General features: G+C 66.1%; 16 protein-coding genes. 13 read left to right on the forward strand and 3 right to left on the reverse strand.

Going from position 1 to position 18,209, the window contains the following annotated elements; genetic code table 11:
* From murG to Q4G50_RS02405, 12 genes are all read left to right on the forward strand, one after another.
* A complete protein-coding gene (murG, locus tag Q4G50_RS02350; protein ID WP_303376035.1) occupies nt 1-1,086 on the forward strand; it encodes an undecaprenyldiphospho-muramoylpentapeptide beta-N-acetylglucosaminyltransferase in 1,086 nt (361 codons plus the stop codon).
* Nucleotides 1,086-2,504: a UDP-N-acetylmuramate--L-alanine ligase gene (gene murC, locus Q4G50_RS02355; protein WP_303376036.1), complete on the forward strand. Its 1,419-nt coding sequence runs from the start codon at nt 1,086-1,088 to the stop codon at nt 2,502-2,504. Before murG ends, murC begins: the two co-directional genes overlap by 1 nt.
* On the forward strand, nt 2,505-3,164 hold the full coding sequence (locus Q4G50_RS02360; protein ID WP_303376037.1) for a cell division protein FtsQ/DivIB: 660 nt from the start codon (nt 2,505-2,507) through the stop codon (nt 3,162-3,164).
* Between the two features lie 122 nt (nt 3,165-3,286).
* On the forward strand, nt 3,287-4,432 hold the full coding sequence (ftsZ, locus tag Q4G50_RS02365; RefSeq protein ID WP_303376038.1) for a cell division protein FtsZ: 1,146 nt from the start codon (nt 3,287-3,289) through the stop codon (nt 4,430-4,432).
* Nucleotides 4,433-4,442: 10 nt separating this feature from the next.
* Entirely contained in the window at nt 4,443-5,168 is a 726-nt protein-coding gene (gene pgeF, locus Q4G50_RS02370) for a peptidoglycan editing factor PgeF (RefSeq protein ID WP_303376039.1), read from the forward strand.
* Nucleotides 5,165-5,827, forward strand: coding sequence for a YggS family pyridoxal phosphate-dependent enzyme (locus tag Q4G50_RS02375; protein ID WP_303376040.1), 663 nt, complete (start codon nt 5,165-5,167; stop codon nt 5,825-5,827). The genes pgeF and Q4G50_RS02375 overlap by 4 nt, the downstream gene beginning before the upstream one ends.
* A gap of 57 nt (nt 5,828-5,884) precedes the next feature.
* Nucleotides 5,885-6,364 (forward strand): cell division protein SepF, encoded by a 480-nt coding sequence (locus Q4G50_RS02380; RefSeq protein WP_303376041.1) that lies wholly within the window; start codon nt 5,885-5,887, stop codon nt 6,362-6,364.
* 89 nt (nt 6,365-6,453) lie between these two features.
* Nucleotides 6,454-6,747 carry a YggT family protein gene (locus tag Q4G50_RS02385; RefSeq protein WP_303376042.1) on the forward strand — a complete coding sequence of 98 codons (294 nt, stop codon included), beginning with the start codon at nt 6,454-6,456 and terminating at the stop codon, nt 6,745-6,747.
* Nucleotides 6,748-6,916: 169 nt separating this feature from the next.
* Nucleotides 6,917-7,840, forward strand: coding sequence for a DivIVA domain-containing protein (locus tag Q4G50_RS02390; protein ID WP_303376043.1), 924 nt, complete (start codon nt 6,917-6,919; stop codon nt 7,838-7,840).
* A gap of 256 nt (nt 7,841-8,096) precedes the next feature.
* On the forward strand, nt 8,097-11,264 hold the full coding sequence (ileS, locus tag Q4G50_RS02395; protein WP_303376044.1) for an isoleucine--tRNA ligase: 3,168 nt from the start codon (nt 8,097-8,099) through the stop codon (nt 11,262-11,264).
* Entirely contained in the window at nt 11,264-12,073 is an 810-nt protein-coding gene (locus Q4G50_RS02400) for a DMT family transporter (protein WP_303376045.1), read from the forward strand. Before ileS ends, Q4G50_RS02400 begins: the two co-directional genes overlap by 1 nt.
* Nucleotides 12,070-13,446 carry a DNA polymerase IV gene (locus Q4G50_RS02405; RefSeq protein WP_303376046.1) on the forward strand — a complete coding sequence of 459 codons (1,377 nt, stop codon included), beginning with the start codon at nt 12,070-12,072 and terminating at the stop codon, nt 13,444-13,446. The genes Q4G50_RS02400 and Q4G50_RS02405 overlap by 4 nt, the downstream gene beginning before the upstream one ends.
* Here the strand turns inward: Q4G50_RS02405 and Q4G50_RS02410 are convergent.
* Together Q4G50_RS02410 and Q4G50_RS02415 are read right to left on the reverse strand one after the other, a co-directional pair.
* A complete protein-coding gene (locus tag Q4G50_RS02410; protein ID WP_303376119.1) occupies nt 13,443-14,852 on the reverse strand; it encodes an HNH endonuclease signature motif containing protein in 1,410 nt (469 codons plus the stop codon). The two genes, Q4G50_RS02405 and Q4G50_RS02410, sit on opposite strands and share 4 nt — an antisense overlap.
* 94 nt (nt 14,853-14,946) lie before the next feature.
* A complete protein-coding gene (locus Q4G50_RS02415) occupies nt 14,947-15,864 on the reverse strand; it encodes an asparaginase (protein WP_303376047.1) in 918 nt (305 codons plus the stop codon).
* 90 nt (nt 15,865-15,954) lie between these two features.
* On the opposite strand from Q4G50_RS02415, the gene Q4G50_RS02420 reads away from it, so the two are divergent.
* The gene (locus Q4G50_RS02420; RefSeq protein ID WP_303376048.1) at nt 15,955-16,542 is read left to right on the forward strand and encodes a hypothetical protein; all 588 of its coding nucleotides are present in this window, start codon (nt 15,955-15,957) and stop codon (nt 16,540-16,542) included.
* Here the strand turns inward: Q4G50_RS02420 and Q4G50_RS02425 are convergent, their stop codons facing one another.
* Nucleotides 16,543-18,204, reverse strand: a complete 1,662-nt coding sequence (locus Q4G50_RS02425) for an ABC-F family ATP-binding cassette domain-containing protein (protein WP_303376049.1) — start codon at nt 18,202-18,204, stop codon at nt 16,543-16,545.
* Between the last annotated feature and the right edge of the window lie 5 nt (nt 18,205-18,209).

An 18,209-nucleotide genomic window follows, 5' to 3' on the forward strand; every position in this document is an offset into this window, starting at 1 on the left:
ATGTCCGCATCGAATAGGCCCTTGAGCGTCGTTGTGGCCGGCGGGGGTACCGCCGGCCACATCGAGCCCGCTCTGGCGGTCGCGGAGGCACTTGTGCAGCGGCACGGGGCGCACGTCACCGCCCTGGGCACCCCGCGGGGCCTGGAGCGCGATCTGGTGCCCGCCCGGGGCTTCGACCTGGAGCTCATCGCCCCGGTGCCCGTCCCGCGCCGCCCCAGCATGGACCTGCTCAAGCTGCCGTTTCGCATGGTGGCGGCGGTGCGTCAGGCCCGCGCGGTGCTGAAGAAGACTGAGGCCGATGCGCTCATCGGCTTCGGCGGTTATGTCTCCGCGCCTGCCTATCTGGCGGCCAAGTCCCTCGGCCTGCCATTCTTCGTACATGAGGCCAACGCCCGCGCTGGCCTGGCCAACAAGCTGGGCCAGCGCCTGGGAGCCACCAGCTTCAACGCGGTCGCAGGTTCCGGGATGCCCGGTGAGGTGGTGGGCATTCCGGTCCGCGCCGGTCTGCGTGATGCTGATCTCGCGGAGGCCCGCTCCCGCGCCCATGAGCTGTGGGGCTTAGACCCGCAGCGCAAGACCCTGCTGATCACCGGCGGTTCGCAGGGGGCGGTGAGCCTGAACAAGGCGGTCTCTGGGGCGCTGGAAGAGCTCACCCGCGATGTCCAGGTGCTGCACGCCTACGGCAAGCGCAATACTGCCCCCAGCCCGCACGAGCATTATGTGGCGTTGCCCTACATCGATGACATGGCCGCCGCCTATGCTGTTGCGGACCTCATCACCTGTCGTTCCGGTGCCATGACCGTTGCCGAGGTCACCGCCTCCGGTCTGCCGGCCGTATATGTTCCGCTACCGCACGGCAACGGGGAGCAGGCCCTCAACGCCAGCGACGTGGTCGCCGCGGGGGCCGCCCGCCTTGTCGATGATGCTGATCTTGATCCTGCTCGTCTGGTCGCGGAGGTCACCTCGATCCTCGGTGACGATGAGCGCCTGGCCGCCATGCGCGCCGCCGCCCGGGAGCACGCTGCGGGGGATACCGCCGCGCTGCTGGCCGACGCCGTCGCCGCTGTCCGTACTAAGGAGCGTTAATGTCCGTTGACCTAAGCCGCGTTCACCTCATCGGTATCGGCGGTTCCGGCATGTCCGGTGTGGCCCGTATCCTCCTCGACCGGGGTGCGGTGGTCACCGGTTCTGATGTCAAGGATTCCCGCCCGGTGCGCGCCCTGCGTTCCAACGGCGCGCACGTTGCGGTGGGGCATGACGCCGCCAACCTGGAGCTGGCGGGGGAGTTGCCGACCGTGGTCGTGGTCTCTTTTGCGGCTATCCCACAGGACAACCCGGAGCTGGTGCGGGCGAATGAGCTGGGTATCCCGGTGATCAGGCGCTCCGACCTGCTCGGTGAGCTCATGGAGGGCTACCGCCAGGTGCTCTTCGCCGGTACACACGGCAAGACGTCGACGACGTCGATGGCGGTGGCGGCGATGCAGACCGCGGGCATGGATCCGAGTTTCTCCATCGGCGGGCAGCTGAACCGTTCCGGTACTAATGCCCATCACGGCACGGGGGAGTGTTTCGTCGCGGAGGCTGACGAGTCGGATGCCTCCCTGCTGCGTTACCGCCCCGATATCGCCGTGGTGACCAACATTGAACCGGATCACCTTGACTATTTCGGCACGGCGCAGGCCTATCACCAGGTGTTCGATGACTTCGCCGATCAGGTCACCGACACCGGTCACCTGGTGGTCTGCCTGGATGACATTCATGCCGCCGCGCTCGGCGAGCGCGCCCGGAGCCGGGGTGTGAGCGTCTTCGGTTACGGCACCACCGACGCCGCCGCTCTGCACCCGGATATCCCGGTGGGGGCGGAGGTGTTGTCCACCGAGGTCACCGATGCCGGTTCCACGGCCGTGTTGCGTATCGACGACCGCGACATCACCGTTGTCCTGCAGATCCCCGGCCAGCACATGGTCCTTAACGGGGCGGCCGCGCTGTTCGCGGCGCACCTGGCCGGCGGTGACATTGAGCGCCTCGCGGAGGGGCTGAGTGATTTCAACGGCGTGCGCCGCCGTTTCGAGTACCGCGGTACCGGCGGTGGGGTGCGCGTCTTCGACGACTATGCCCATCACCCGACCGAGGTCACCGCTGTGTTGCAGGCTGCCCGCCAGAAGGTGGAGGCAGAGGGGGAGTCCGGGCGTGTCATCGTGGTTTTCCAGCCGCACCTGTATTCCCGGACGATTGAGTTCTCCGAGGAGTTCGCGGCGGCCCTGTCCCTGGCGGATGCCGCCGTTGTCCTCGACATTTTCGGCGCGCGCGAGAAGCCCGTCGAGGGGGTCAGCTCCCGCATCATCACCGATGCCATGACCACTGAGGTGGTCTATGAGCCGGACTTCTCCCACGCGCCTGAGGTCGTTGCTGGGCTGGCGCGTTCCGGTGACCTGGTGCTCACCATGGGTGCCGGCGATGTCACTTTGCTGGCCGGCGAGATTCTTACGGCGCTGGACAGGTAGATGTCACGGAAGAAGATTCTGTTGTCCGCGGCCGGCGTGCTGGCGGTGATCCTGCTGGCGCTTGGTGTGTTGTGGGCTTTCCCGATCCTGCGGGTCAACTCCTATGAGGTGAGCGGGAACGTCCACAGCCCCGAGGAGTACGTGGTGGAGGCCACGGGCGTCGAGCTGGGCGACAACCTGGTTCGCGTGGACGCCGGTTCCGCCGCCCAGGGAGTGGCGGAACTGCCGTGGGTGCGCAGCGCCACCGTCACCCGGCAGTGGCCGGGCACCCTGGGGGTGGAGGTCACCGAGCGCCAGGCGCTGATGTACAGCCGGGAGAGCGACGGTGAGCACCTCATCGACACCGAGGGGCGCCCGTTTGTCATCGACACGCCCCCGGAAGGCGCGATCGAGGTGACCGGGGCCTTGCGGGAGGACCCGGAGGCGTTGGACCTGGTGGCAGATGCGCTCATGGCGCTGCCGGAGCATGTCCGCGCGCTGATCGCGGAAGTGGAGGTGCCGGGGAAGAATGAGATCACCCTGCGCCTGCAGGATGGGCGGACGATCTTCTGGGGCGCGTCGGAAAGCAATCACGACAAGGCCCTGGCGATGCAGACCGTCATTCAACGGGAGGGCGGGCACTGGAATGTGTCCAATCCTGCCCTGGTGACCGTACGTTAAACCTCAGGTTGAGGGTATCGACACGCCCGAAAAATGTTCCCCGAAAACCTCCCGCGGTCACCCATGATGGAGACAACCTCGTTATAGATCACACACTTTCCTGAAAGGCGCGGCCAGAACCTATGACCTCACCGAACAACTACCTCGCCGTCATCAAGGTCGTCGGCGTCGGCGGCGGCGGAGTCAACGCCGTCAACCGCATGATCGAGGAGGGCCTCAAGGGTGTCGAGTTCGTCGCCATCAACACTGACTCCCAGGCCCTGCTCTTCTCCGACGCAGACACCAAGCTCGACATCGGCCGTGAGGCCACCCGTGGCCTGGGTGCCGGCGCCAACCCGGATGTCGGTCGCACCTCCGCCGAGGATCACAAGTCTGAGATCGAGGAGACCCTCAAGGGAGCCGACATGGTCTTCGTCACCGCCGGTGAGGGCGGTGGCACGGGTACGGGTGCCGCCCCGGTCGTCGCAGGCATCGCGAAGAAGCTCGGTGCGCTGACCGTCGGTGTCGTCACCAAGCCCTTCAAGTTCGAGGGCCCGCGCCGCACCCGCCAGGCCGAGGCCGGCATCGAGGAACTGCGCCAGGTCTGTGACACCCTGATCGTCATCCCCAACGACCGCCTGCTGCAGCTGGGGGATGCCTCCCTGTCGATGATGGAGGCGTTCCGCGCCGCCGATGAGGTCCTCCACAACGGTGTCCAGGGCATCACCAACCTCATTGTCACCCCGGGTGTCATCAACGTCGACTTCGCCGACGTCCGCTCCGTCATGTCCGACGCCGGCTCCGCCCTCATGGGCGTGGGCTCCTCGCGTGGCGACGACCGTGTCATGGCCGCCACCCTCCAGGCGATCAACTCCCCGCTGCTGGAATCCACCATGGAAGGTGCGAAGGGACTGCTGCTGTCGGTGGCGGGCGCCTCCGACCTGGGCCTCATGGAGGTCAACGAGGCGGCGACCATCGTTCAGGAGCAGGCCGACGAGGACGCCAACATCATCTTCGGCACGATCATCGACGACAACCTCGGCGACGAGGTCCGCGTCACCATCATCGCCACCGGTTTCGACGCCGCTAAAAACAACCCGCCGCAGTCCGTGACCAAGGAGCCCACCCCGTCCCCGATGGAGGAGCCCGCCCCGCGCGGCCACCTCTTCGAGGAGCGCACCGAGCAGGCCCCGGCCGAGGACACCCGCAGCGGTCTGTTCACCTCCTCCCGCACCCCGCGTCACTCCCGGGATGATGACGATCTCGATGTGCCTGACTTCCTGCGCTAGTCTCTAGGGCATGTCCCTAAGCAGCGCCAACGAGGTCACCCGCCCCGTCCGCATGGTCTTCACCAGCCGTGCGGGCGGGGCGTCCTCGTCCCCCTATGACTCCTTCAACCTCGCCGAGCACGTGGGCGATGACCCGGCGGATGTATCCGCCAACCGCGAGCGCCTGGCCCGGATCCTCGGGCTCGATCACATCGTGTGGATGGAGCAGATCCACTCGCCCCACGTCACGGTCGTCGACGGCCCGCAGGAGGCCGCAGTCGAGGCGAGCGATGCGCTGGTGACGACTCAGCGGGGCCTGGCCCTGGCGGTACTCGTCGCCGACTGCGTGCCGGTGCTGCTCGCCGATCACGTGCACGGCGTGGTGGCTGCCGCCCATGCCGGGCGGATGGGGGCGCGCAACGGCATTGTCACCCGCACCGTGGAAAAGATGATGGAGCTGGGTGCCACCCCGAATTCCATTCAGGTTCTGCTGGGCCCGGCCGCCGCGGGCCGTAACTATGAAGTGCCTGCGGCGATGGCCGCGGACGTCGAGAAGCATCTTCCTGGATCACGGACCACGACGAGCCAGAGAACAACCGGTATCGATGTCCGTGCCGGCCTGGTGCGCCAGCTTATGAGCCTGGGCGTGACCAGCATCGAGGCGGATCCCCGCTGCACGATCGAGGACGAGGACTTCTTCTCCTATCGGCGTGACGGTGTCACCGGCCGCCAGGCGGGGCTGGTGTGGCTGCCATGACGCGTATTGACGATCTGCGTGCCAACCTCGCCGCCGTCCGCTCGCGTATCGACGCCGCCGCCGGCGAGCGACATGTCAGGCTCCTGCCTGTCACCAAGTTCCACCCCGCCTCTGACCTGCAGCTGCTTCTGGAACTCGGGATCACTGACGTCGCGGAGAACCGCGAGCAGGAAGCCCGCGCCAAGGCCGCGGACGTCCCTGACATGCGCATTCACATGATCGGCCAGATTCAGACGAAGAAGGCCAACTCGGTGGCGCGGTGGGCTGCCGCTGTTCATTCCCTCGACTCGGTGCGCCTGGCGCAGGCGCTGGACCGCGGTGTCGCCCTTGCCCTGGAACGCGGCGACCGCAGCACCACTTTGCCCGTCTACCTCCAGCTCTCCGCCGACGGTGACACCGCCCGCGGGGGAGTGACGGAGGCAGATCTCCCTGAACTTATCGACGCCGTCCGCGCTAGCGAGAACCTCGAACTGCGAGGTCTCATGGTGGTGCCCCCGTTGGGGGTGGATCCCGTGCCAGTCTTCGCCCGGGCGCGTGAACTGGCCGCCGGAATGGAGCTGTCCGCCGGCATGTCCGCCGACATGGAAGACGCGATTGGGCAGGGCTCCGATATCGTGCGTGTCGGAACCGATGTCATGGGCCCACGGCCACTAGCGTAAAACCAAAGTCACCGACGATTACCCCGTACCAGCTGCACCAACGGGAGAGGAAACCAAATGTCTATCATCCGGAACGCCAAGGAGTTCTTCGGTCTCACTCCGATTGACATGGAGCACGAGGACGCCTACTACGACTATGACCGCGAGGAGCCCCGCTACCGTTCCAGCGGGTCCGCTGCCTACGCCCCCTCCCGCGACTACGAGCGTGACTACGACCGCGACTACGAGCGTGAGGAGCGCCCCCGCTACCAGCCGGCCCCCAAGATCGTGTCGGTGGAGGTCACCTCCTACAGCCAGGCCGCCCAGATCGGTGAGCCCTTCCGCGACGGCGACGCCGTGGTGTTCGACATGACCCGCATGGAGGCCGGCGACAACAAGCGCATCGTCGATTTCGCCGCTGGCCTGTGCTACGCCCTGCGCGGCAAGATGGTCAACGTGTCCAAGCACCTCGACACCGACCGCACCGTCTTCGCCATCACCCCCGAAGGGGCGGACTTCTCCCAGATTGAGCTGGAGCGCGCCGCGCAGCTGCGCTGACGCGCCGCGCAGCTGGACCAGGTAGGCACCCCGCCAATTCGGCGGGGTGCCTACCTATTTATGTGTCGGTGGCACTAGGCTCGGTGGACGTGAGTCTTCTCGGTACCGTCATTTACTTCGTCCTGCGGGTTTTCGTCCTCATTCTCATCGCGCGCATCGTGATCGAGATGATCCAGTCCTTCTCCCGCCATTTCCAGCCGCCGCGCTGGTTCATCTACATCGCCGAGCCGCTCTTCGTCATCACGGATCCGCCGGTGAAGGCGCTGCGAAAGGTGATTCCTCCCCTGAAAATGGGTGGCGTGGCGCTGGATATGTCGGTGATTGTCCTGTTTATCATTCTTATGGTGTTGCAGATGGTTGTAGTGTCTGTTTTCACTGCTTGAGTGGCCTCGCCGTTCAACCTCCGGTAAAGAATTAGAGTGTCCGTGGTCCTTTCCGCCCCACCCGGGGTTACACTTGACCAAGCACTCAAAGTACGATTAAAAGACATGCATGAATGCGGGTCACACCGCACTGGCCTACCGGGCCACCACACACTCGAAGGGAACGCCAATGCCGCTGACACCAGCTGATGTGCACAACGTCGCTTTCAGTAAGCCGCCGATCGGCAAGCGGGGTTACAACGAGGACGAGGTCGATCAGTTCCTCGACCTCGTCGAAGACACCCTCGCCCAGCTGCAGGACGACAACGACGACCTCCGCGCACGTCTTGAGGAGGGTGGCGCCCCCGCTGCCGCTAGCGGTGTGGACGAGGCCGCGCTCCGCAAGGAGATCGAGGAGAAGGTCCGTAAGGAGTACGAGGCCAAGCTGGCGGATGCCCGCAAGGCCACCGAAAAGGCCGAGAACGACGCCAAGGCCGCCCGCGCCGACCTGCAGAAGGCGAAGGCCGACCTGGACAACGCCCAGAAGCAGGCTGCCCAGCAGCCGCAGAAGGCTGCCGCAGTCGCCGCCGTCCCCGCGGATACCACCCCGGCCACCGCGGACACCCACATGCAGGCCGCCAAGGTCCTGGGCCTGGCACAGGAGATGGCCGACCGCCTCACCTCTGAGGCACAGGCTGAGTCCAAGTCCATGCTGGATGAGGCACGCACCGCAGCCGAGTCCCAGCTGGCCGACGCCGAGAAGCGCGCCGATCAGCAGGTCAACGAGGCTGACACCCGCGCCAAGTCCCTGGTCGCCGACGCTGAGAAGCGCGCCGAGGAGACCACCAACCAGGCGAACTCCCGCGCCGAGGCCCAGATCCGTCAGGCCGAGGAGAAGGCCGCTGCCCTGCAGGCAGACGCGGAGCGTAAGCACACCGAGATCATGGCGACCGTCAAGCAGCAGCAGACTGCCCTGGAGACCCGGATCGCGGAGCTGCGCACCTACGAGCGCGAGTATCGCACCCGCCTGAAGACTTTGCTGGAGTCCCAGCTGCAGGAGCTGGAGTCCCGCGGATCGGCCGCCCCGAGCGCCGACGCAGGCAAGCAGAACTAGCGTCACAGCCAAGAAACTCCCCGCTTCGGCGGGGAGTTTTTTCGCGTGTATAGTGTCAAGACGTAACGCGTTGATCCGGCCATCACCGGGGAGCATCCGGAAGAAAAGCGCACGCTGAGTAGAACCGGACGGGTGGGACCGTGACAGACCTTCACCACGAAAAGAAGTGGGGCACTGGTGAGTGCCCAAGCAGGGTGGTACCGCGCAACTGATGCGTCCCTGCAGTCGCAACCGTAACTCGTGAGTGAAGGAAAAAATGTCCGAGCAGAAGAAGACCGCCGTCGGTGGCGTCTACCCCAAGGTGGACATGACCGGCGGTTCCTCCCGTTTCCCCGACATGGAGCAGATCGTCCTCGACTACTGGAAGCAGGACGGCACGTTCCAGGCCTCGCTCGACCAGCGCGAGGGGTCCAAGGAGTACGTCTTCTACGACGGCCCGCCCTTCGCCAACGGCCTGCCGCACTACGGCCACCTGCTCACCGGCTACGTCAAGGACATCATCCCGCGTTTCCGCACCATGACCGGCCATCACGTGCCCCGCGTCTTCGGTTGGGACACCCACGGCCTGCCGGCGGAGCTGGAGGCAGAGAAGCAGCTCGGCATCACCGATAAGGGTCAGATCGAGGACATGGGTCTGGCAAAGTTCAATGAGTACTGCGCCGAGAGTGTGCTCCGCTACGCCAATGAGTGGGAGGAGTATGTCACCCGCCAGGCCCGCTGGGTGGACTTCGACAACGGCTACAAGACGATGGACCCGGGGTACATGGAGTCCGTCATCTGGGCCTTCAAGCAGCTCTACGACAAGGGCCTGATCTACCAGGGCTTCCGCGTCCTGCCCTACTCCTGGGCCGAGCACACCCCGCTGTCCAATCAGGAGACCCGCCTCGATGACTCCTACAAGATGCGCCAGGATCCGGCGCTGACCGTCACCTTCCCGGTGACCGGTGCCGTCGCCGGTTCGGCCGCGGAAAAGACCCTGGCCGCCCAGCCCCTGCTGGCCGACGCCGCTGCCCTCGCCTGGACCACTACCCCCTGGACCCTGCCCTCGAACCTGGCGCTCGCCGTCCACCCGGACGTCGACTACGCCCTGGTTCGCGCCGACAACGGTGTCTACCTCATGGCCGAACCGCTGGTGGGCACGCTGGCGAAGGAATTCGGTGAGCACGAGGTCGTAGAGAAGCTGTCCGGCGCCTCCCTGGAGGGGCTCCAGTACCAGCCGATGTTCGACTACTTCGCGGATGAGGACAACGCCTTCCAGATCATCCTCGCCGACTATGTCACCGTCGAGGACGGCACCGGTATCGTCCACCAGGCCCCGGCCTTCGGTGAGGACGATATGGAGTCCTGCAAGAAGTACGGCATCGGTGTGGTCATCCCCGTCGACATGGACGGCAAGTTCACCTCCCAGGTCCCGGAGTACGAAGGCCAGCTGGTCTTCGATGCGAACAAGGACATCATCCGTGATCTCAAGGAGCGCGGCCGCGTCCTGCGTCACCAGACCATCGAGCACTCCTACCCGCACTCCTGGCGTTCCGGGCAGCCTCTGATCTACATGGCGCTGCCGTCCTGGTTTGTGCGCGTCACCGAGATCCGCGACCGCATGGTGGAGATCAACCGCGAGGAGATCACCTGGCTGCCGGAGCACGTGCGCGACGGCCAGTTCGGCAAGTGGCTGGAAAACGCCCGCGACTGGAACATCTCCCGTTCCCGCTACTGGGGCTCGCCGATCCCGGTGTGGGTCTCCGACAACGACGAGTACCCGCGTGTCGACGTCTACGGCTCCCTCGACGAGCTGGAGGCCGACTTCGGCGTGCGCCCGACCTCCCTGCACCGCCCCTACATCGACGAGCTCACCCGCCCCAACCCGGACGATCCGACGGGCCAGTCCACCATGCGGCGTGTCCCGGACGTCCTCGACGTGTGGTTCGACTCCGGCTCCATGCCTTTCGCGCAGTTCCACTACCCCTTCGAGAACAAGGAGTTCTTCGAGGACCACAACCCGGCGGACTTCATCGTCGAGTACATCGGCCAGACCCGCGGCTGGTTCTACCTGCTGCACGTCCTGTCCGTGGCGCTGTTCGACCGTCCGGCGTTCAAGAAGGTCGTCGCCCACGGCATCGTGCTTGGCGACGACGGCCAGAAGATGTCCAAGTCCAAGGGCAACTACCCGAACGTCAACGAGGTCTTCGACCGCGACGGCTCCGACGCCATGCGCTGGTTCCTCATGTCCTCGCCGATCCTGCGTGGCGGCAACCTCATCGTCACCGAGCAGGGTATCCGCGATGGCGTGCGCCAGGCGCTGCTGCCGATCTGGAACGCCTACTCCTTCCTGCAGCTGTACTCCTCGAAGCCGGCTACCTGGTCCGTCGACTCCGAGGACGTGCTCGACCGCTACATCCTGGCGAAGCTGCACGACCTGGTGGGCACCGTCCGTGTTTCCCTGGACAACACCGACATCGCCGACGCCACCGACGCTGTCCGCCAGTTCGCCGATGCCCTGACCAACTGGTACGTGCGACGTTCCCGCGACCGTTTCTGGGCTGGTGACGACGAGCACCCGGAGGCATTCAACACCCTCTACACCGTGCTGGAGGTGCTCACCCGCGTCACCGCGCCGCTGCTGCCGATGACCTCCGAGGTCATCTGGCGGGGCCTGACCGGCGAGCGTTCCGTCCACCTGGCCGATTTCCCGGAAGCCGCCGACATCCCGGCTGACGCCGACCTGGTTGCCGCCATGGACGCCACCCGCGGTGTCTGCTCGGCTGCCTCCTCGGTGCGCAAGGCCCACAAGCTGCGCAACCGTCTGCCGTTGCCGCAGCTCACCGTCGCGCTGCCGGATTCTGGCCAGCTGGAGCCTTTCGCCGCGATCATCCGCGACGAGGTCAACGTCAAGGACATCGAGCTGACCTCGGATGTCGATTCGGTGGGCACCTTTGAGGTGGTCGTCAACGCCCGCGCGGCCGGCCCGCGCCTGGGCAAGGACGTCCAGCGCGTCATCAAGGCCGTCAAGGCCGGAAACTACGAACGTGTCGGCGACGCGGTCGTCGCCGACGGTATCGAGCTGCAGCCGGAGGAGTATACCGAGCGTCTGGTCGCCGCGAACCCGGAGTCCACCGCGCGTATCGACGGCCTCGACGGCCTCGTCGTCCTCGACATGGAGGTCACCGAGGAGCTGGAGGCCGAGGGCTGGGCAGCCGATGTCATCCGCGGCCTGCAGGATGCCCGCAAGGCCACCGGCCTGGAGGTCTCCGACCGCATCAACGTCCGCCTGTCCGTCCCGGAGGACAAGCTGGAGTGGGCGCAGCGTCACCGTGAGCTCATCGCCGGCGAGGTCCTGGCCCTGGAGCTGGACGTCACCACCGAGGACCTCGGCGAGGCACATGATGTGGTCAAGGGCGTGAAGGCGAACGTCGTCAAGCGTTGATGAACCTTCGTGCCCCGGCGGTGATGATCGCGTCAGGCGTGAGCCTGTACGCGGGAGCCGCCGTGGCGGTCGGGCTTTTCGACGTCCTACCGCCCGCCATCGTCGCCTGGTTCCGCATATCCGCGGCAGCCGTCATCCTGTTGGTGCTGGTCCGCCCACGTCTGCAGGATTTCCGCAGCGTGCCGGCCCTGGTATACGGCTTGGCAACGATGGGCATGAACATGGCCTTCTACGAGTCCATCGCCCGCCTGCCCCTGGGCACAGCCGTGGCGGTGGAGTTCCTCGGGCCCGTGCTCGTCGCCGCGCTGGGCTCCCGCTCGCTCCGTGACTGGGCCGCACTGGGCCTGGCCACCCTCGGTGTCGTGGTCATCTCCGGGGCGGTGTGGTCCACCGCGGCTGTCGGCCTCGGATTCGCCCTGCTGGCCGGTGGCCTGTGGGCGGTGTACATCCTCATCGGAACGCGCATCGCCACGAGCACTCCGCGCACGTCCATGACCACTGGTTTCACCATGGCCGCCGTGCTGGCCTTGCCTTTCATGGTGTGGTGGTGGCCGGCGGGCGTCGATAAGCCTGCAACGACCTTGTTGGGACTCGCACTCGGACTGGGTGTCCTGTCTGCCGTCATCCCGTACACCCTCGACCAAGTGGTCATGCGGATGGCCGGTTCCGCCTACTTCGCGCTGCTGCAGGCGTTGTTGCCGGTGGTCGCCGCGGTACTCGGAGCCGTGGTGCTGGGGCAGTGGCTGTCGGTGCCCGAGGTCATCGGCATCGTGCTGGTCGTGGCCGCGGTGGCCCTGAGGCGCCCATGACACGCTGGGTACTCCACATCGACATGGATGCGTTCTACGCCTCCGTCGAGCAGCTGACGCGCCCCACACTCCGCGGCCGCCCGGTGCTGGTGGCGGGCGTGTCAGGCAGGGGAGTGGTTGCCGGCGCCAGTTATGAGGCCCGGAAGTTCGGCGCCCGCTCCGCCATGCCCACCCACCAGGCCGCACGGCTCGTCGGCTTTTCCGCCGTACTCGTCGCCCCGCGGCGCCCCGTCTACGCCGCCGCCTCGCGTCGGGTCTTCCAGCTCATCGCCTCCCGCGTCGCGGTGGTCGAGCAACTCTCCATCGATGAGGCCTTCATGGAGCCCGAGGAACTCATCGGCGCCACCCCTGCCGAAGTACAGGAATGGGCCGATGAGCTGCGCCGCCTCATCCGGGAGGAAACTGGACTGCCCTCCTCCATCGGGGCGGGCACGGGCAAACAATTCGCCAAGATCGGTTCCGGGCGTGCGAAACCCGACGGGACGTTCATCATCCCCGGCGACAGACAGCTGGAGATCCTCCACCCCATGCCCGTCAACGAATTGTGGGGAGTGGGTCCTGTCACAGAGGCCAAGCTCGCACAAATCGGGGTGACAACCATCGGGGATCTCGCCGCGCTGAGCCTCCGGGAGGTGGAGATTTCCCTGGGAACCACCATCGGCCCGGCCCTGTGGCAGCTCGCCCACGGCATCGATGAACGGCCCGTGGAACCCCGCGCCGAGGCCAAATCCATCTCCGCCGAGTACACCTATCCCCGCGACCTGACGACCCACCCGGAGGTCGACGCCGCCATCACCCGCGCCGCGGAAGCCGCCCACCGTCGCCTGCTTATCGACGGCCGCGGCTCCCGCACCATCACCGTCAAACTCAAGATGGCGGATTTCCGGATCGAATCCCGCTCCCTGACCCTGCCCTATGCCACCGACAACCTGGAGACGTTGCAGGCCATGGCCTTCCGGCTGGCCCGCTACCCCGACCAGGTGGGGCCGATCCGCCTGGTGGGCGTCGGGTATTCCGGCCTGGAGACCGCCCGCCAGGACGTGCTCTTCCCGGAACTGGACCAGCAGGTGGTGGTGGCTGCGACGGATGATGATTTCGAAACCGGTGTTAGTGACCATGTTGCGGAACCCGTCGTGGAGGTCGCTCAGGAAGACCAGACGGGCTGGAAGGCAACCCAGGACGTGTACCACCCGGAGTTCGGCCACGGTTGGGTGCAGGGCACCGGGCACGGGATTGTGTCCGTCCGCTTCGAGACCCGCGCCACCGGCCCGGGCCGCACCCACACCTTCGATGTTGATGATCCCGAGCTGGTCCCAGCTGATCCGCTCGACAGCCTGGCTTGGGAGGAGTGGCTGGCAGAGCAGGATTTCTAAAAGGGTGGGGGATCATCGTCTTCTCCCGCGGGCTTCTTCCGCCCGATGATCGGTTCGCGCGGCGGGCGGGGTTCCGGCGCCGGCCGCGGCCGGTTCGCCTTTTCGTACTCCTCGAACTTTTCCACCGCGGCCCGGTCCGCCGCATACTGGCGGGCCCGCTCCTTACGCTGCGCGTAGGTGGTCACCCAGTTCTTCTGCCGGGGAGCCAGCGGGCCCTCCGCGAGATCCACCGCGTAGGTGCCGTCGGGGAAGTGCCAGTACACATCACCGGTCACCGGATCGAGCAGGTAGGTGGCCTGCTGGTCCGTCTTCCGGTTGTGATGGTGTCTGCATAACATCACCAAATTGTCCGGGCGGGTGGGTCCACCATCCTCGTAGTTGATCCGATGATCACCGTCGAGGTGCTGGGCCGGGCGGGTGCAGCCGGGCCAGCGGCATCCCCAGTCGCGGCCCAACACGAAGGCTCGGATGCGGAAGGTCATATCGTGGGCCGGGGTCTGTGCGTCCGCTGCCGCATCCATGTCGAGGATGCGGGAGGTCATCTCTTCCAGCAGCGCCGCAGACTTCTCGGTGAGGACGCCGGTGGTGGGGTGGTAGACAGGGGCACCGTCAACATCGCTGGCCTTGTACAGCAGTGTGTTCACCTTGATGTTCGTCGGCTCCACCAGCTGCATCACCATGGCCTTCGCCTGGGAAGTCTCCTTCGAGCTGGCAATCTGGGCGAGCGTGTCAGAGATGAGCGTGCCCGTGACCTGATCGACGGTGAGGGAGAAGTTCATCCGCCCGTCCTCCAGCGTCTCTGTGAACAAGGTTGCGGAAGTGTCATCCTCACTCGCCGGGGGCAGGTGGCGGAGGAATTCGGCCGGGTCATCGCACGGGACAGGGCCTTCTTCCTCCGGCTCCTCCTCTTTCCCCCACGGATCCGGATCGGGGGCCGCGGCTTCCTCTACGCTGCGGATGGTGTTGGTGACGGTGGAAGTGACCGCCCTGACGCTGGGCAACAGCTGCTGCGGGCGGGAGGGAGTGAAGCGCTCCATGAGGTCTTCGTCGAGGCAGCGCCAGAAATACGGGTCATCCTGCAGGGCAATCGGTGCGCCAGCCGCGGCCTTGGCGATGACACCCAGCATGTGCAGGTCGATGATCCAGGTCTCGCCGATGAGAGCCTTGAGCCGTGGCAACTTCTCCAGCGTGTCGAGAGAGAGGAAACGACGCGTGACAAGCCCCTTGGTGAAGGTGGTGTCCCGCTGGATCTGGGTGCACACCACGGTCCAGTCCTGCTCCGAGTCAACGTCTGCCAGCGGGTGCAGCGTGCGCCACAACGCGTACTCCGCCTCCACTAACGCGCGGCGCGCCGCCGAGTACTCACTGTGCGGATTCTCTACCGCCCACGATGCCGGCTGGGACATGGTGTTCACCCCCTCTCATCCTGTCGTCTGTGTGTTCGAAAATGACCCTAGAACACACCCCCGACATTGGGGGTGAAAAGCGGGGGTAGAGGGCTTAAATTAGCAGCTCAGCGACGTCGCTACCGGTCGCCAGTGCCACGATGAGCGCCATGCGCGCCTGCCCAGCCCGCAGATGCTGAGAGCTCAGCGCGCCACGCTCCGAGAGCGTCGCGCCGCCACCGGAACCGCCATAAGACAAAGAGACCTTCCCAGATGGCACACGGGAGGTGATGACCACCGGAATACCAGCATCCAGGGCGTCGGCGACACCGGCGCCCATCTCGGGGCCGATGTTGCCGGAACCCAAAGCCTCCACCACGATGCCGTGGGCGCTGGCGGTGACGGCGGCGTCGATAAGTAAACGATCCGCGCCGGGCCACGCGGCGAGCACCGGAACTTTCGTCCCCTCCAGGGAAGCGACCGGCATGCCGGCCGGACGGCGGACCTCGCGGGGCACGGTGGAGATGAAGGCATCGAGTTCGCTGGTGTGGCGTTTCACCGCGCCGCGCGCCGGGATGGTCCAGCCGCCGAAGGCGATGAGTACGCCCTGGCGACGGGTCAGCGGATCGGCGGCCAGGCGCAGCGCGTCGATGAGGTTGCCGGGGCCGTCGGACTCGCGGTGATCGAAGGAACGCTGCGCGCCGGTGAGCACGACCGGGCGCTCATCGGTGTGGAAACAGTCGAGGGCGAAAGCGGTGTCCTCCATCGAATCCGTACCGTGGGTGACCACCACGGCATCGATCGCAGGGTCGGCGAGGGTCTCATGGACCGCGGCGATCAGGCCGTCGAGCTCCCCGAGGGTGATCGCTGAAGAATCGAGGAGGGTGAGATCGCGGACGGTGACGTCGGCGGTGATGTGTTCGGAGACGGCGTCGATAAGCTGGCGTCCACTGATCGTGGGGCGGAGAGCACCGGAATCATCGGTGGTGCAGGCGATGGTGCCGCCGGTAGTGAGCAACGCGATACGGGTCATGGCTCCAGCGTGCCACAACAGCTGTTGTCACATCCCCCACACGTGTACCATCAATCCAGATACGCCCCCACTACAGGAGAGTTCTTTCCCGTGAAGCTGACCAAGATGACCGCCATCACCGCCGCACTCGGAGCAGCACTGGCCCTGACCGCCTGTGGCGACGGGGACGGCGACAACAACGGCACCACCACCGAGACCACCGCCGCCACCACCACGGAAACCACCGAGGCGGCGGCCGCCCCGGCGCTGCCCAGCGCCGATGACCTCAACGCCATCCTCACCAAGGCCACCGACCCGAACGTCCCGCTGGAGGAGAAGGTCAACACCGTCCAGGGCGGCGAGAACGCGCCGGAGCTCTTCGAGGTCATGGCCAACTCCCAGGCTGAGTCGGGCGCCCAGTTCCAGGTGGTCAACCCGGTGCTGCCGGGCTATACCCCGGATTCCGTGCTGGCCTCGGTCAACTTCACCCTCCCGGACTCTGAGGCCCAGCCGGCCGAGAACGTCGAGTTCATCTACGAGGATGACACCTGGAAGCTGTCCCAGTCCTGGGCCTGCACCCTGATCACCAACACGGTTGCACCGGAGCAGGTCCCGGCCATGTGCCACGAGTTCAACCCGGCCCCGGCCGAGGAGGCCCCTATCGAGGAAGCCCCGGCTGAAGAGGCCCCGGTCCAGTAACTAGTCGTCCCGGCGGCCCGGCAGGGAGAGCACCTGGCCGCGGCCGTCGGTACGCACCGCCCAGCGACGGCGGATCCACCGGTCATGGGTGGCCATAAGCACCGTGCCCGGGAATGTCGTCAACGCCTCCTCGAGTTCCTCCGCGAGGGCGAGGGAGAGGTGGTTGGTGGGTTCGTCGAGAAGCAGGATGTCCGGCGGTGACGCCAGGATGATGCCCAGCGACACACGGCGGCGCTGACCCAGCGACAGCTCACCCAGGGGGCGGGCGGCGGTCTCCTCGTTCATCAGCCCCATGTCCACCAGTGACGGGGATGTCGGCGGCACCTTCTCCGCGAAGATCTCCTCCGCAGTCTTACCCAGGTCGATCCACTCATCATCCTGGCTGAGACGGCCGATGACGACATCCTCCGGGATGCGCAGCTCGCCCGCGGTGATCTGCCATTTACCCTCCACCACCTTGAGGAACGTCGATTTGCCCGCCCCGTTCGGGCCTTCGATGAGCCAGTGCTCGCCGGGGTTGATCTTGATGCTCAGCGGGCCCAGCCGATCACCCACCCAGATCTCCTTGGCATACACCGCGGGCTCACCCAAAGAAGCGGAGGTGTGCTCGGGGATGCCGTGGAACTTCAGGCGGGCCGGCGGCTTCGGCAGCTCATCGCGCTCCAGGGCTTCGAGGCGGTTGCGGGCCGAGCGCAGGCGGTTGCCCACGGTCTTGGCCGCGCGGTCGGCGTAAAACTTGTCGGAGATGCGTGACTCCGATTTCGACGTCTGCTTGTGGAAGACGTCCTCCGCCGTCTGATCAGCAGCCTTCTCCAGGCGCACCCGTTCATGCTCCTGTGCGACGTAAAGTTCCTCCCATCGTCGGCGGGTGTCCTCGCGCCATTCGAGATAGTCGGTGAAAGAACCGGTGAAGACCTGCCCCTGGCGGGTTTCCTCCCCGCCGCCACCCTCATGGCCGAGTCCCGGGTCAAGGTCGACGAGGGAATCGGCGGCCTGGTCCAAAAAGTAGCGGTCGTGGCTGGCCACGAGTACCGGGCCGGTGAACTCCGCCAGTTCGCGGATGAGGAAGTCCACGCCGTCATCGTCGAGGTGGTTGGTGGGCTCATCGAGCACCATCGCATCCACCGGGCGCAGCAGGAGTGCTGCCAGGGTGAAGCGGCGACGCTGGCCACCGGACATATCGCCCAGCGTCGTCTCCAGGGGGACATTTGCCAGGCCGAGGCCCGCGAGCACCGTCGCGATACGGGAGTCCAGCTCCCACACGCCAGCCTGCTCGGCCATCGCCAGGGCCGCGTCGAAAGCCTCCGCGTAAGCGTCCGGGTCTTCCGCCATCTTCTCGGAGATCTCACCGATCTGCTTCTCGACGTCGCGCAACTCCGCCACCGCAGCATCAATCAGGGCCGAAGCCGGAGAGGTGAAAGGCAGCTGCGTTTCCTGCTCGATGAACCCGGTGGTCGGCGGCGTCGTGACGAAACCGACGTCCGGCTCTAGGGAACCGGCGACCAGTTGCAACAGCGTCGACTTGCCGGAACCGTTCTCCCCGATCAGGCCCGTGACCTTCTCGGAAGGCACGGCAAAAGTGATATCGGTGAGCACCCGCCGGGTACCACCCGGGTAGGTGAAGCTCACGCCGTCGAGTTTGATGTGGTGGGGGGAAGCCATGATTG

Source organism: Corynebacterium sp. (genome assembly GCF_030538285.1).
In the GTDB taxonomy this organism is placed as follows: Bacteria; Actinomycetota; Actinomycetes; order Mycobacteriales; family Mycobacteriaceae; genus Corynebacterium.